The 14,041-nt window shown below is 71.1% G+C and carries 11 protein-coding genes and 1 tRNA gene; 6 read left to right on the forward strand and 6 right to left on the reverse strand.

The window, feature by feature from the left end; all coding sequences use genetic code 11:
- The first annotated feature begins 37 nt into the window (after positions 1-37).
- Genes CD790_RS34535 through CD790_RS12090 form a run of 4 tightly spaced genes read left to right on the forward strand, consistent with a single transcriptional unit; the run spans position 38 to position 3,159 of the window.
- Positions 38-214, forward strand: coding sequence for a hypothetical protein (locus tag CD790_RS34535; RefSeq protein ID WP_186318980.1), 177 nt, complete (start codon positions 38-40; stop codon positions 212-214).
- Entirely contained in the window at positions 211-861 is a 651-nt protein-coding gene (locus CD790_RS12080; RefSeq protein ID WP_144383168.1) for an aminodeoxychorismate/anthranilate synthase component II, read from the forward strand. Before CD790_RS34535 ends, CD790_RS12080 begins: the two co-directional genes overlap by 4 nt.
- Positions 858-2,375, forward strand: a complete 1,518-nt coding sequence (locus CD790_RS12085; protein ID WP_260867506.1) for a class E sortase — start codon at positions 858-860, stop codon at positions 2,373-2,375. Before CD790_RS12080 ends, CD790_RS12085 begins: the two co-directional genes overlap by 4 nt.
- 22 nt (positions 2,376-2,397) lie before the next feature.
- A complete protein-coding gene (locus CD790_RS12090; RefSeq protein ID WP_144383169.1) occupies positions 2,398-3,159 on the forward strand; it encodes a class E sortase in 762 nt (253 codons plus the stop codon).
- Positions 3,160-3,331: 172 nt separating this feature from the next.
- Here CD790_RS12090 and pknB read toward each other — a convergent pair whose 3' ends face one another.
- From pknB to CD790_RS12120, 6 genes are all read right to left on the reverse strand, one after another.
- The gene (gene pknB, locus CD790_RS12095) at positions 3,332-5,374 is read right to left on the reverse strand and encodes a Stk1 family PASTA domain-containing Ser/Thr kinase (RefSeq protein WP_144383170.1); all 2,043 of its coding nucleotides are present in this window, start codon (positions 5,372-5,374) and stop codon (positions 3,332-3,334) included.
- 168 nt (positions 5,375-5,542) lie between these two features.
- The gene (locus tag CD790_RS12100) at positions 5,543-7,006 is read right to left on the reverse strand and encodes a penicillin-binding protein 2 (RefSeq protein WP_144383171.1); all 1,464 of its coding nucleotides are present in this window, start codon (positions 7,004-7,006) and stop codon (positions 5,543-5,545) included.
- Positions 7,003-8,427: an FtsW/RodA/SpoVE family cell cycle protein gene (locus tag CD790_RS12105; RefSeq protein WP_144383172.1), complete on the reverse strand. Its 1,425-nt coding sequence runs from the start codon at positions 8,425-8,427 to the stop codon at positions 7,003-7,005. The genes CD790_RS12100 and CD790_RS12105 overlap by 4 nt, the downstream gene beginning before the upstream one ends.
- A gap of 22 nt (positions 8,428-8,449) precedes the next feature.
- Entirely contained in the window at positions 8,450-10,114 is a 1,665-nt protein-coding gene (locus tag CD790_RS12110; RefSeq protein ID WP_144383380.1) for a PP2C family serine/threonine-protein phosphatase, read from the reverse strand.
- Positions 10,115-10,189: 75 nt separating this feature from the next.
- Positions 10,190-10,741, reverse strand: a complete 552-nt coding sequence (locus tag CD790_RS12115) for an FHA domain-containing protein (RefSeq protein ID WP_144383173.1) — start codon at positions 10,739-10,741, stop codon at positions 10,190-10,192.
- Positions 10,742-10,751: 10 nt separating this feature from the next.
- Positions 10,752-11,618, reverse strand: a complete 867-nt coding sequence (locus CD790_RS12120) for a DUF3662 and FHA domain-containing protein (protein ID WP_144383174.1) — start codon at positions 11,616-11,618, stop codon at positions 10,752-10,754.
- Between the two features lie 340 nt (positions 11,619-11,958).
- Here CD790_RS12120 and CD790_RS12125 point away from each other — a divergent pair.
- Both CD790_RS12125 and CD790_RS12130 read left to right on the forward strand, forming a co-directional pair.
- A tRNA-Leu gene (locus tag CD790_RS12125) sits at positions 11,959-12,042 on the forward strand.
- Between the two features lie 390 nt (positions 12,043-12,432).
- On the forward strand, positions 12,433-14,025 hold the full coding sequence (locus tag CD790_RS12130) for an AlkA N-terminal domain-containing protein (protein WP_222108243.1): 1,593 nt from the start codon (positions 12,433-12,435) through the stop codon (positions 14,023-14,025).
- The last annotated feature ends 16 nt before the right edge of the window (positions 14,026-14,041 follow it).

Consider the following 14,041-nt stretch of genomic DNA (forward strand, 5'->3'; position numbering starts at 1 on the left):
CTTAGTCTGGTGCTGCACCGCGATCGGAAGGGACGGCATGTACGGCTGGATCTGGCGACATCTGCCGGGGAACGCGTGGGTTCGGGCACTGATCTCCCTTGTGCTGATCCTGGCGATCGTCTTCGTGCTCTTCCAGTACGTCTTCCCCTGGGCGGAGCCACTGCTGCCGTTCAACGACGTGACCGTGGACGAGGGAATGGCAGGGAACCGATGAGCGCGCGCATCCTGGTCGTGGACAACTACGACAGCTTCGTCTTCAACCTCGTCCAGTACCTCTACCAACTCGGTGCCGAGTGCGAGGTGCTGCGCAACGACGAGGTCTCCACCGCGCACGCGCAGGACGGCTTCGACGGCGTGCTGCTGTCGCCCGGCCCCGGTGCCCCGGAACAGGCGGGCGTCTGCGTGGACATGGTGCGGCACTGCGCCGACACCGGAGTCCCGGTCTTCGGCGTCTGCCTGGGCATGCAGTCCATGGCGGTGGCCTACGGCGGGGTCGTGGACCGCGCCCCCGAGCTGCTGCACGGCAAGACCTCGCCGGTGACCCACGAGGGCGCCGGGGTCTTCCGCGGCCTGCCCTCCCCGTTCACCGCCACCCGCTACCACTCGCTGGCCGCTGAGCCGTCCGCGCTGCCGGACGAGCTGGAGGTCACCGCGCGGACCGCCGACGGCATCATCATGGGGCTGCGCCACCGTGAACTTCCGGTCGAGGGGGTGCAGTTCCACCCCGAGTCGGTGCTCACCGAGTGGGGTCACCTGATGCTGGCCAACTGGCTGGCCATGTGCGGGGACACCGGGGCGGTGGCGCGGTCCGCGGGGCTGGCGCCGGTGGTCGGCACGGCGGGCGGCAAGGCCGGCGAGTGACCGCACTCCGCCCCGAGCGCGAGGGCGCCCCGCACGGCGCCCCGCGGCCCGTCCCGTACCCGCCCGACGTCCCGGACGTCCGCGGTGGCTACGAGGACGAGGACGCCGCGTTCGTGGCGGCTGTCGAGGGCCTTGAGGACCCGCTGAACGACCCGCTGCCGACGGCGGAGCCGCCGGGCGCGCCGCCGGACGCCGCGACCACGAGCGGAGTGGGCTACGGGGCGTATGTGTCGCTCCAGGTGGCACAGCCGCTGCGGGACGACGAGACGATGATGCTGCGCGTGGCCGACGTGGCCGACGTGACCGCCGCCGGTCGGACGCCGCCGCCCGCCGACGCGACCGCGGTGCTCCGCAGGATCGAGGCGGAGCCCGCCGACCCGCGCCCCGCCGACCCAGAGCCCGCCGACCCGCGGCCCGCCGCTTCGAAGCCCGCCGGCCCGAAGTCTCCCGCCCCGACGTCCTCCTCCACGGACGAGTCCACGGAGTCCACGGAGCCCACGGAGCTCCCGGAGCCGCCGACCGAGGACGGGACGACGGTGCTGCGGCGGGTCGAGCCGGAGACCGCCGCCGAGGTGACCACCGTGCTCCGCAGGATCGAGGCGGAGCCCCCGCGCGGGGCGGGAGAAGGGCGTGCGGCGTCGCCGGCGGCCGCGGGGCCGATCGCCGAGGGGCGGGCCGCCCGCCGCAGGGCCGCCCAGGAGGCCGCCCGCCGCGGCAGACGCGGGCGCGGCCCGCGCGGGACGCCGGAAGCGGCGCCGCGGCCGCGGGGCCGCGCGGAGACCGCCGACGCGGGGCCGCCCCGCACCCGTATGGAGGCCCGGCGGGCGGCGCGGGCGCGCAGGGCCGGCCCCGGTGTGATCATCAGTCGGCTGGTCGGCGAGCTGTTCATCACCGTCGGCGTGCTGATGCTGCTGTTCGTCACGTACCAGCTGTGGTGGAGCAACATACGAGCCCACCAGCTCGCCAACGGCGCGGCGAACAACCTCCACGAGAAGTGGGACCGGGGCGACCGGGACCCGGGCGTCTTCTCGCCCGGCGAGGGGTTCGCCATCCTCTACATCCCGAAGCTCGATGTGAAGGCGCCCATCGCGGAGGGCATCGACAAGCACAAGGTCCTGGACCGCGGGATGGTCGGGCACTACGCCGACGGTCGGCTGAAGACCGCGATGCCGTGGGACGAGAAGGGGAACTTCGCCATCGCCGGGCACCGCAACACCCATGGCGAGCCGTTCCGCTACATCAACCGGCTGCGGCCCGGCGACAAGATCGTCGTGGAGACCCAGCGGGCCTTCTTCACCTACGAGATGCGGAGTATCCTCCCGCAGACCCCGCCCTCCAACACCGGTGTCATCGCCCCCGTGCCGGCGGGTTCCGGCTTCAGGAGCCCCGGCCGGTACATCACCCTGACCACCTGCACGCCGGAGTTCACCAGTACGTACCGAATGATCGTCTGGGGCAAGATGGTCGACGAGCGGCCGCGCAGCGAGGGCAAGCCGGACGCGCTCGTCGGGTGAGCGAGGAACGGAGCACGACGCGGTGGCAGGCACGAGCACGACAGACGACCGGGACGAGAGCGCCGGGGCCGCACCGGAGACGACCCCCACGGCCGCGTCCCCGCGCCCGAACCGCGGCACCCGGGGCCGGATCGCCACCGCCGTCGGCGTCTTCGGCGAGCTGCTGATCACCGTCGGGGTGCTGCTCGCGCTCTTCGTCGTCTACTCCCTGTGGTGGACCAACGTGCTCGCCGACCGCGAGGCCAGGAAGCAGGGCGACCGGGTGCGCAAGCAGTGGGCCCAGGGCCCCGGCGGCCTCGACACCAAGGACGGCATCGGCTTCCTCCACGTACCGGCGTTGAAGGAGGGCGAGATCCTGGTCAAGAAGGGCACCTCGAGCGGCGTCCTCAACAACGGCGTGGCGGGCTTCTACACCGAGCCGGTGAAGTCGGCGATGCCGTGGGAGAAGACGGGCAACTTCACCCTGGCCGCCCACCGCGACGGGCACGGCGCGAAGTTCCACAACATCCACCGGCTGGACGACGGGGATCCGATGGTCTTCGAGACCCGCGACACCTGGTACGTCTACAAGGTCTTCGCCAAGCTCGACGAGACCTCGAAGTTCGACGTCGGCGTGTTGAACGCCGTCCCCGAGGGCTCGGGCCGGAAGAAGCCCGGCCGCTACCTCACCCTCTCGACCTGCACCCCGGTCTACACCTCGAAGTACCGCTACATCGTCTGGGGCGAGCTGGTGCGCACCGAGAAGGTCGACGCCGACCGCACGCCGCCCGCGGAGCTGCGCTAGCCGACCATGTGAGCCGTAGAGCCCACGAGCCCGTGCTCCGCGGGCGACGCCGCAGCCTCCCCGACGATCCCGGAGGCCCCTGAGGCTACGGAGAAGCCCCCGGCACCTGAACGGTGCCGGGGGCTCTCTCGTGGCTGTCGATGGGCCGCTGGGCGGCCCGGAGGCGCTGGCGTCAGCCGCTGGTGCCGCCCCACCAGCCGTCGTCTTCCTCCCCGCCGCCGGGGTCGCCGTTGCCGTTGGCGTCCCCGTTGCCGTTGTCCCCGCCGGGCTGGCCGACCATGGTCAGCAGGTTGACCGCGGTGCCCTCGGGCACCTGGGTGCCGGCGGCCGGGGTGCTGATCAGCACGGTCGCGTTGTCGTCCGGCGGGCCGGTGACGGTGCCGACGGTGAGCTTGGCGCCCTCCAGGGCCTTCTTGGCGTCCTTGAGGGTCATCCGGCTCATGTCCGGCACCGGGACGTTCTGCGGCGTCGCCGGGGCCTTGGCGACCTCGAGGTTGATCTGCGAGCCAGCGACCACCTCCTGGCCGCCGGGCGGGGTCTGGCTGATCACCGTGCCGGGCGCCACGTCGGCCTTCTCGACCTCCTTCGACTGGACCTTGAAGCCCTTGCCGGTCAGGGTCGCGGTGGCCTCGGCGAGCGACTTGTTGGTGACGTCCGGCACGACGGCCTTGGTCTGCGCGATCGCCACCGTCAGGGTCACCTCGGTGTCCGGGGTCACCCGCTTGTCGCGCGGGCTCTGGTCGATGACCTTGCCCGCGGTCTGCTCGGAGATCTGGGTGACCTGCTTGACGTTGGTGAAGCCCTTGGCCGCCAGCGCCGCCTTGGCGTCCTCGAACTGGATGTTCAGGACGTCCGGCACCAGGACCTTCTCCGCGGGCTTCTTGCCCTTGGACAGGACCACCTCGACGGTGCCGTTCCGCTCGACCTGGGCGCCCTCGCCGCTCGGCTCCTGGCTGCAGATGGTGTTGCGTTTCTGCTCGCAGAACTCCGAGCCGGTCGCCTTGACCGTGAAGCCGCCGTTGACGCCCGCCTCCTGGGCCTCCTTCAGCGTCTTCCCGGTGAGCACGGGCACATCGACCTTTTTGTCCTTGTTGCCGCTCCCGCCGAACACCGCCTTGCCGATGAAGATCGCGCCGACCAGCACCAGGATGCCGGCGACGACCAGCAGCACGGTGGAGGTGTGGCTCTTCTTCTCACCGCCGCCGCGGCGCCGGTCCGGGCGCTCGTCGTAGCCGAAGCCGCCGTCGTCGTCCCGCACGGGCGGCAGCATCGAGGTCGGCGCGGCCGTCGGGTCCTGCGGGCGGAGCATGGTGGTCGGCTGGTCCTCGGGACCGCCGTAGCCGGCCGCGCCCAGCGCGGCGGTGGCCGCCACCGGCTGACCCTCCAGGGCAGCCTCGATGTCGGCCCGCATCTCGTCGGCCGACTGGTAGCGGTAGTCCGGGTCCTTGACCAGCGCCCGCAGGACGATCGCGTCCATCTCCGGGGTGATCTCGGGGTCGTAGGTGCTCGGCGGCTGCGGCTCCTCCCGCACATGCTGGTAGGCCACCGCCACCGGGGAGTCCCCGACGAACGGCGGGCGCACGGTCAGCAGCTCGTACAGCAGGCAGCCGGTGGAGTAGAGGTCGGAGCGCGCGTCCACGCTCTCGCCCTTGGCCTGCTCGGGCGAGAGGTACTGCGCGGTGCCGATCACCGCGGCGGTCTGCGTCATGGTCATGCCGGCGTCGCCCATCGCGCGGGCGATGCCGAAGTCCATCACCTTGACCTGGCCGGTGCGCGTCAGCATGACGTTCGCGGGCTTGATGTCGCGGTGCACGATGCCGCTGCGGTGCGAGTACTCCAGCGCCTGGAGGATGCCGATGGTCATCTCCATCGAGCGCTCGGGCAGCAGCTTCCTGCCGGAGTGCAGCAGCTCACGCAGGGTGGAGCCGTCGACGTACTCCATCACGATGTACGGGATCGAGACGCCGTCGACGTAGTCTTCGCCGGTGTCGTAGACGGCGACGATCGCCGGATGGTTGAGCGAGGCGGCCGACTGGGCCTCTCGGCGGAACCGGGCCTGGAAGGACGGATCGCGGGCGAGGTCCACCCGCAGCGTCTTCACGGCGACGGTGCGGCCGAGGCGGCTGTCGTGCGCGAGGTACACCTCCGCCATGCCACCGCGGCCCAGCACCGAGCCCAGCTCGTACCGGCCGCCGAGGCGACGCGGCTCTTCCATAGCTACTCCAGCCCTCTTCCGTCTTTCCCGACCGCACCGGTGTGGGGCCCGGCGATGTGCTGCTTGCGCCTACGCTACCCGGCACGGTGTGCGGGTCCCGGCCGTGACCTTCACCTGATACCCGACCGGTACAGGGATCTGCGGAATCGGCGTCAGGCGTGACCGGTGTCACTTCTCGCTGTCGAGCACCGCCTTCATCACCGAGCGGGCGATGGGGGCGGCGAGCCTGCCGCCCGCGATGTCGTCACGGGTGGTGTCCGAGCCCTCGATCACCACGGCGACCGCGACCGGGGAGCCGTTGTCACCCTTGGCGTACGAGATGAACCAGGCGTAGGGGTTCTTGCTGTTCGACACGCCGTGCTGGGCGGTACCCGTCTTGCCGCCGACCGTGACGCCCGGGATCCGGGCGTTCTTGCCGGTGCCCTTCTCGACCACCGTCTCCATGATGTCCTGCAGCTTGTGCGCGGTGTCGGAGGAGATCGGCTCGCCCATCGGCTTGGGCTCGTGCTGCTCGATGATGCTGAGGTTCGGGGCGCGCAGCTTGTCGACCATGTACGGCTCCATGAGCTCGCCGTCGTTGGCGATCGCGGCGGCGACCATGGCCATCTGGAGCGGGGTGGCGCGGTTGCTGGCCTGGCCGATGCCGGCCATGGCGTTCTGCGGCCGGTTGTCCTTCGGGTAGATGCTGGCGTCGGCGCGGACCGGGGTGAAGACCTCTTCGTTGAACCCGAACTTCTCCGCCTGCTCCTTCATCTTCTTGTTGCCGAGGTCGGCGCTGATCTTGCCGAAGACGGTGTTGCAGGAGTACTGGAGGGCGACCCGCAGCGAAGCGTTCTTGCAGGGGATGTTGCCCTCGTTCTTCAGCTGGACCCGGGTGTCGGGCAGGGTCCAGGGCAGCGGGGTGTCCGTGGGCTCGTCGACGCTGCCGTACAGCTCGTTCTCCAGCGCGGCGGCCGCGGTGACGACCTTGAAGGTGGAGCCCGGCGGGTAGGTCTGACGCAGCGCCCGGTTGAGCATCGGGTCGTCGGGGTTGTTCTTCTTGTCCAGCGCCTTCCAGGCGTCCTCGTCCTTGTCCGTACCGCCGGCGATGGTCGACGGGTCGTAGGACGGGGTGGAGGCGAGCGCCAGGATCTTGCCGGTGCGCGGGTCGATCGCGGCGACGGCGCCGCGCTTGTCGCCCAGCCCCTTGAAGGCGGCCTGCTGGGCCTTGGAGTTGAGGGTGGTGATCACGTCACCGCCCTTGCGCTCCTTGCCGGTGAACATGTCGACCGTGCGGTTGAAGAACAGCCGGTCGTCGTCGCCGGTGAGGATCTTGTCCTCGAGGTTCTCGATCTGGTTGGAGCCGTAGACCTGCGAGGCGTAGCCGGTGACCGGCGCCCACATCTCGCCGTTCTTGTACGTGCGCTTGTACTTGAAGTCCGTGCTGTCGGTCTCCACCGAACCGGTGATCGCGTTGCCGTCCACGATGATGTTGCCGCGGGGCTGGCTGTAGCGGGCGATCAGCACCCGGCGGTTGTGCTCGTGGTCCTTGAGCTCGTCGGCCTGGACGAACTGCAGCCAGTTGTCTCGGAGCAGCAGGGCGAAGACCAGAAGGCCGCAGAAGATGGCGATGCGGCGCACGGGCTTGTTCACGGGCGGACCACCTGGGTCATCTCGGCGTCTGGATTCGGTGCCGGCGCCGGTGCCGGACGGCGCGCGGTGTCGCTGATACGGATCAGCACGGCGATCAGCGCCCAGTTGGCGATCACCGATGAACCACCGTTGGCCATGAACGGCATGGTCATACCGGTCAGCGGGATCAGGCCCATGACGCCGCCGGCGACCACGAACACCTGGATCGCGAAGGCCGCGGACATGCCGACGGCCAGCAGCTTGCCGAACGGGTCGCGGGCCGCCAGCGCGGTGCGCACGCCGCGCTCCACGATCAGTGCGTAGAGCAGCAGGATGGCCATGGTGCCGCCCAGGCCCAGCTCCTCGCCGACCGTGGCGAGGATGAAGTCGGAGTTGGCGGCGAAGCCGATCAGGTCGGAGTTGCCCTGGCCCAGCCCGGTGCCCATGGTGCCGCCGGAGCCGAACGCCATCATCGCCTGCGCGATCTGGTCCGTGGTGGCCCAGCTCGGCGGCGACTCGTCGTAGACGGCGAAGGGGTGCAGCCAGGCCATCACGCGGATGTTGACGTGCGGCTCGACGGAGCCGACGACCGCCGCGCCGCCCGCGGCCATCAGCAGGCCGAACACGATCCAGCTGGTGCGCTCGGTCGCCACGTACAGCATGACGACGAACATGCCGAAGAACAGCAGCGAGGTGCCCAGGTCGGTCTCGAAGACCAGGATCAGGATGGACATCGCCCAGACGACGAGGATGGGGCCCAGGTCACGGCCGCGGGGCAGGTACAGGCCCATGAAGCGGCGGCTGGCGAGTGCCAGCGCGTCCCGTTTCACCATCAGATAGCCGGCGAAGAAGATCGCGATGACGATCTTCGCGAACTCTCCCGGCTGGATGGAGAAGCCGGCGACCCGGATCCAGATCTTCGCGCCGAAGACGTTCATGCCCAGGCCGGGCACGAGCGGGAGGAGCAGCAGCACCAGAGCCCCGGCCATGGAGATGTAGGTGTAGCGCTGCAGCCTGCGGTGGTCCTTGAGCATCAGCAGCACGGCCACGAACAGCGCGATGCCGATCGCGGAGAACATCAGCTGCTTGGGGGCGGAGGCGACGTACTCGCCCTTCGCCAGCCGCGCCAGCCGCTGGGACTGGTCCAGCCGCCAGATCAGCACCAGGCCCAGGCCGTTGAGCAGGGTGGCCAGCGGCAGCAGCAGCGGGTCGGCGTACGGCGCGAACTTGCGCACGATGATGTGGCCGACCGCGGCCATGAAGCCGAGGCCCAGACCGTAGTTGAGCAGCCCGGAGGGCAGCTCGTCACTGAGCGCCAGGCCGACGTTGGCGTACGCGAAGACCGGGATGATCACCGCGAAGGCGAGCAACGCCAGCTCGGTGTTGCGCCGACTGGGCGGCCCCACCGTGCTGATGGTGGTCGTAGTGGTGGTACTGCTCATTGCTGGTCGGCCCCCTACGGCTTCACTGCTGGGCGCTGCTGCACTGCGGGACCACCTGACGCTCCTCCTCGGTGAGGCTGGGGCCCGGCCTCGGGGTGGGAGTGGCGCTCGGCGTCGCGGGCTTGGTGGACGGCGTGGAGGTCGACGGGTCGGCGGTCGGGGTCGGCGTCGGGGCGGCCACGAAGGAGGTGCGGACGACGATGCCGCCCTCGGTGTCGCCGGCCGGGCTGGCCGGCGGCGTGGTGCTCGGCTGGCCGGCGGCGCCGCCGCCCCGGCCGTCCTTGGCCAGATCCTTCTGTCGCTCCTCGGCCTTGCGCCGGTCCGCCTCGGCCTTGCGCCGCTGCTCCTCGGCCTTGGCCAGCTCGTCCGCCTTCCTGCAGGCGCTGGCGAGCGTCTGCAGGTCCTTCGTCTTCTTCCGGGCGTCGCTCAGGTCGCTGACCGCGATGGTGTCCTCGACCCGGTCACGCTGGTCGACGGGGAGGTACTTGAGTTCGATCTCGGCGTGGTCCTCGTGGACCTTGCTGAGGCTGATCCACGCGAGGTCCTGGCTGATGCCCTGGTAGATCGCGACGTGGTCGCCGTTGGCACCCACGTAGTACTGCTTCTGCGTCCAGCGGTACCCGCCGTAGAGCCCGCCCGCGATCACGGCCAGGCCCAGGCCGATGTACAGCGACCGCTTGATCCACCTGCCGCGGCCGCCCTTCTTGGTGAAGTCCGCGTCGGCGTAGGCCCCGTAGCTGCCGTCCGGCAGCTCGCCCAGGCTCGGGTCGCCGCTGCCGGGCGGTCCGAAGCCGCCGGGGACCTCGCCCTGCTGCGGCACCGAGCGGTTGGCGCGGCCCAGCTCGGCGGCGCGGCCGGCCGGCGTCTGCGCGGCACCGCCGTCGCCCAGCTGGATCTGGTTCTCGGCCACCGCGCCCACGATCACCGGGGTGTCGCTGAGCTGCGCGGCCAGGGAGTCGCTGTCGTCCACGTCCATGACGTCGGCGACGATGCAGGTGATGTTGTCGGGGCCGCCGCCGCGCAGGGCGAGCTGGATCAGCTCCTGCACCGTCTCGTGCGGGCCCTGGTAGCTGGCGAGGGTGTCCTCCAGGGTCTGGTGGCTCACCACCCCGGAGAGGCCGTCCGAGCAGATCAGATACCGGTCGCCGGCCCGGACCTCGCGGATCGACAGATCGGGCTCGACGTGGTCGCCACTGCCCAGCGCGCGCATCAGCAGGGAGCGCTGCGGGTGGGTGGTGGCCTCCTCCTCGGTGATCCGGCCCTCGTCGACCAGCCGCTGCACCCAGGTGTGGTCCTGGGTGATCTGGGTCAGCACCCCGTCCCGCAGCAGGTACGCGCGGGAGTCGCCGACGTGCACCAGGCCCAGCCGCTGCCCGGTCCACAGCAGGGCGGTGAGCGTGGTGCCCATGCCCTCCAGCTGCGGGTCCTCCTCGACCATCACCCGCAGCTGCTCGTTGGCGCGCTGCACGGCGGAGCCGAGCGAGGTCAGGAGGTCGGAGCCGGGGACGTCGTCGTCGAGCTGGACGAGGGTCGAGATCACCTCGGAGCTGGCGACCTCACCGGCGGCCTGACCGCCCATGCCGTCGGCGATGGCGAGCAGCCGCGGACCGGCGTAGCCGGAGTCCTCGTTGCCCTCCCGGATCATGCCCTTGTGCGACCCGGCGGCGAAACGCAGTGACAGACTCATGCGCACCTCGCCCGTCGGCTCCGGGAACAGCCCCTTTGCTGCCACGCTGCCCACCCTCCGGTCGTCATGGTCGTACTACTTCCGCAGCTCGATGACGGTCTTGCCGATACGGATCGGCGCGCCCAGCGGAACAGGGGTCGGCGTGGTGAGCCGGGTCCGGTCGAGATACGTGCCGTTGGTGGACCCGAGATCCTCGACGATCCACTGGCCGTCACGGTCCGGGTAGATCCTGGCATGCCGGCTGGAGGCGTAGTCGTCGTCCAGCACGATCGTCGAGTCGTGGGCCCGGCCGAGCGTGATGGTCTGCCCCTGCAGGGCCACGGTGGTGCCGGTGAGCGTCCCCTCGGAGACGACCAGCTTGGTCGGCGCGCCGCGCCGGCCGCGGTTGGCGGCCCGGCCGCCGGACTGCTGGCGCTGCTGCGGCGGGGCGGACTGCTGCTGTTGCTGCCGCTGCTGCTGGCCGCGGTCGGGGCCGGCGGGTCCGCGCCCACCGCGGCGGGCGGATCCCCGCTGTGTCACCCGGGTCCCGAACAGGTCGCTCCGGATGACCTGTACGGCCACGATGACGAACAGCCACAGTACGGCGAGGAAACCCAACCGCATGACCGTGAGGGTCAGCTCTGACATTGCCCCCGCTTCACCCTTCGGCTTGCCGGTAAACGATGGTGGTGCTGCCCACGACGACGCGCGAGCCGTCGCGGAGCGTAGCGCGCGTGGTGTGCTGCCCGTCTACCACGATGCCGTTGGTCGACCCCAGATCCTGGATGGTCGAGGGTGTGCCGACCCGGATCTCGCAGTGTCTGCGCGAGACTCCGGGGTCGTCGATGCGGACGTCCGCATCGGTGCTGCGGCCCAGTACGAGCGTGGGCCGGGAGATCTGGTGGCGCGTGCCGTTGATCTCGATCCAACGTCGGACCTGCGGATACGAGGCCCCGCCGGCCCCCGGAGGCCGCGCTCCGGACCGGGCCCCGCCGGCGGGCGGCGGCGCACTCGGCATGGGAGGCGCGCCCGCGGGCCGGTCGGGGAAGCCGGACGAGCCCGGGCGCCCCCCGGTCGGCCGCTGGGTGGGCGGCTGCGGGTGCTGCTGGAGCTGGGGCTCCGGTCCGCCGGACGCCCCGGCCTGGGACTCGCTGGCGGCCAGCGTGCGGCTGCGCACGCGGTACAGCCCGGTGTCGAGGTCGTCGGCCTTCTGCAGGTGGACCTTGATCGCGCCCATGAAGGTGTAGCGCTGCTGCTTGGCGTAGTCACGCACCATGCCCGACAGCTCGTCGCCGAGCTGTCCGGCGTACGGGCTGAGCCGCTCGTAGTCGGGCGCGCTCAGCTCGACGATGAAGTCGTTGGGGACGACGGTCCGGTCGCGGTTCCAGATCGTGGCGTTGTTGTCGCACTCGCGCTGGAGCGCGCCCGCGATCTCCACCGGCTGCACCTCGGACTTGAACACCTTGGCGAAGGTGCCGTTCACGAGTCCTTCGAGACGCTGCTCGAAGCGCTTCAGTACTCCCACGGGGCACCTCCTTCCTCAGTCATCCTCAGTGTCGTCCTGATACTGCTTACTGATCGTATCCACGCGTCGGGAAATCGGGTGGTTCCCCTTCCTGGCCCTGTGGAGCAGTGTCACCTCTCACAGGGGATCGTAGAGGCGCCTTCAAGACAGTGTCCCGCAACCGGCGAGGTCTCCGGTCGGGGGGAGGGGCGGCCGGGAGGAGGCCGACGAGAACGCGTGTGAGGACACGCTCCACAGCGTGCTAATGTTCTGCATGTCGGAAGGCGCCGCACACGGGGCCCGGAGAGATCCGGACCAAAACACTCCGGTGAGTGTGTGACAAACTAACGACAGCACCCATGCGCGGGTGGCGGAATAGGCAGACGCGCTGGATTCAGGTTCCAGTGCCCGAAAGGGCGTGGGGGTTCAACTCCCCCCTCGCGCACAAGTGAGACGGGTCTCCGTCGGTGACGAAAGTCATCGGTGGGGGCCCGTTTCTCGTTGTGTGTCCGCGCTTCCTCTGTTGCCTCTGTTCCCGTCTGTTCCCCTTGTCTGTCTTGTGGCGCACGGTGACGCACGTTCCGGTTGCCTTTCCAGTTGTCTCTCCGGTTTCTTCTCCGGGTGCCGCCTCCGACGATCTCGCCGGTGCTCTCTTCGGTGGTCTCTCCGGCGCGACGCGGACCGCCGGCGGCGTGATCCGGCTCACATGGTGCGGTGGAGTGAAGATGACCGCCGCGCGGAGCGGCGGATTCGTCGCGGACGTCATGTCCGATTTCCGCCAGCGGCCCGGCCCGGCCGGCAGCACAGTGGAGGCGTGAAGACGGACGCGGATGTGCTGGGCGAAGACGGCAGGTACGAGGCGGTGCGCAGCCGGGACGCACGCTTCGACGGGGAGTTCTTCTTCGCCGTCGCCACGACCGGGATCTACTGTCGGCCGAGCTGCCCGGCGACCACCCCCAAGCGCCGGAACGTCAGGTTCTACCGCACCGCGGCGGCCGCGCAACGTGAGGGCTTCCGGGCCTGCCGTCGCTGCCGGCCGGACGCCGTGCCGGGCTCCGCGGACTGGAACGCCCGGGCCGACGTGGTGGGTCGGGCCATGCGGCTGATCGGCGACGGAGTCGTGGACCGGGAGGGCGTGGCGGGGCTGGCGGCCCGGCTCGGCTACAGCGCCCGGCAGGTGCAGCGCCAGCTCAACGCGGAGTTGGGCGCCGGGCCGGTGGCGTTGGCCCGGGCGCAGCGCGCGCACACCGCGCGGGTGCTGTTGCAGACCACCGGACTCCAGGCGGCCGAGATCGCCTTCGCCTCCGGCTTCTCCAGCATCCGTCAGTTCAACGACACCATCCGGGAGATCTACGCGGCCACGCCGAGCGAGCTGCGCGTCGCCGTTCCCGGCCGCACCTCGCGCTTCGGGCCGGTGGCGCGACCGGCGGGCGGGACGGCGGCAGGGCCGCGAACGGTGGGCGGAACGGCTGCGGCGGGGGGCGCCGGGGCGGCCACGGGCGAGGCCGCCGGCCCGGCGGACGGCTCCGGCCCGGCGAACGGCTCCGGCCCGGGCGGGGTCCCGCTGCGGCTGGCGTTCCGCGGCCCCTACGCGGCGGCCGAGATCTTCGACTACCTCGCGCGGCGCGCGATCACCGGTGTCGAGGAGATGGTGGGCGAGCGCGGGACCCGCACCTACCGGCGCACCCTGCGACTGCCGGTCGGGGTCGGCATCGCGGAGGTGGACGAGGTGGTGGGCGACGGCTGGCTGGAGTGCCGGCTGTTCCTGAGCGACCTGCGTGACCTGACCACCGCCGCGCAGCGCATGCGCCGGCTCTTCGACCTGGACGCCGACCCGTACGCGGTCGTGGCACGGCTCGGCGCGGACCCGGTGCTCGGCCGCCTGGTGGCGGCCCGGCCGGGGCTGCGCTCGCCGGGCGCCGCGGACCCGCACGAACTGGCCGTGCGCGCCGTCCTCGGACAGCAGGTGTCCGTGGCGGCCGGGCGCCGCCTGGGGGACGCCCTGGTGACGGCGTACGGGCAGCCGCTGTGCGCTCCCAGCGGCACTCTCACCCATCTCTTCCCACAGGTCGCGGAGGTGGCCGCGGCGGAGCTGACGGAGATCGGCATGCCCGAGACCCGGCGGGCCACGCTGCGCGCGCTGAGCGTGGCCCTGGCCGAGGGCTCCATCCGGCTCGACGCGGGCGCCGACCGCGAGCGGACCCGACGGGACCTGTTGGCGCTGCGCGGCATCGGGCCCTGGACCGCCGGCTACATCCGGATGCGCGCGCTGGGCGACCCCGACGTCCTGCTGGAGGGCGACGCGGCGGTGCGGGCCGCCATGCGCCGGGTGGGTGCCTCGCCCGCGGACGCGGACGGTTGGCGGCCGTGGCGTTCGTACGCCATGCACCACCTGTGGAACGCGCCCAGAGGCGAGGGCCTTCTCTGAGGGCGGGCGGTCTCGA

It is taken from the genome of Streptomyces sp. SAJ15 (genome assembly GCF_007595705.1).
Taxonomy (GTDB): Bacteria; Actinomycetota; Actinomycetes; order Streptomycetales; family Streptomycetaceae; genus Streptomyces.

Bases quoted from the DNA above. Each gene is read 5' to 3' on its own strand.
- CD790_RS34535 (WP_186318980.1), top strand. From the start codon at position 38: ATGTACGGCTGGATCTGGCGACATCTGCCGGGGAACGCGTGGGTTCGG.
- CD790_RS12080 (WP_144383168.1), top strand. From the start codon at position 211: ATGAGCGCGCGCATCCTGGTCGTGGACAACTACGACAGCTTCGTCTTC.
- pknB (WP_144383170.1), bottom strand. From the start codon at position 5,374: ATGGAAGAGCCGCGTCGCCTCGGCGGCCGGTACGAGCTGGGCTCGGTG.
- CD790_RS12105 (WP_144383172.1), bottom strand. From the start codon at position 8,427: ATGAGCAGTACCACCACTACGACCACCATCAGCACGGTGGGGCCGCCC.
- CD790_RS12110 (WP_144383380.1), bottom strand. From the start codon at position 10,114: ATGAGTCTGTCACTGCGTTTCGCCGCCGGGTCGCACAAGGGCATGATC.
- CD790_RS12115 (WP_144383173.1), bottom strand. From the start codon at position 10,741: ATGTCAGAGCTGACCCTCACGGTCATGCGGTTGGGTTTCCTCGCCGTA.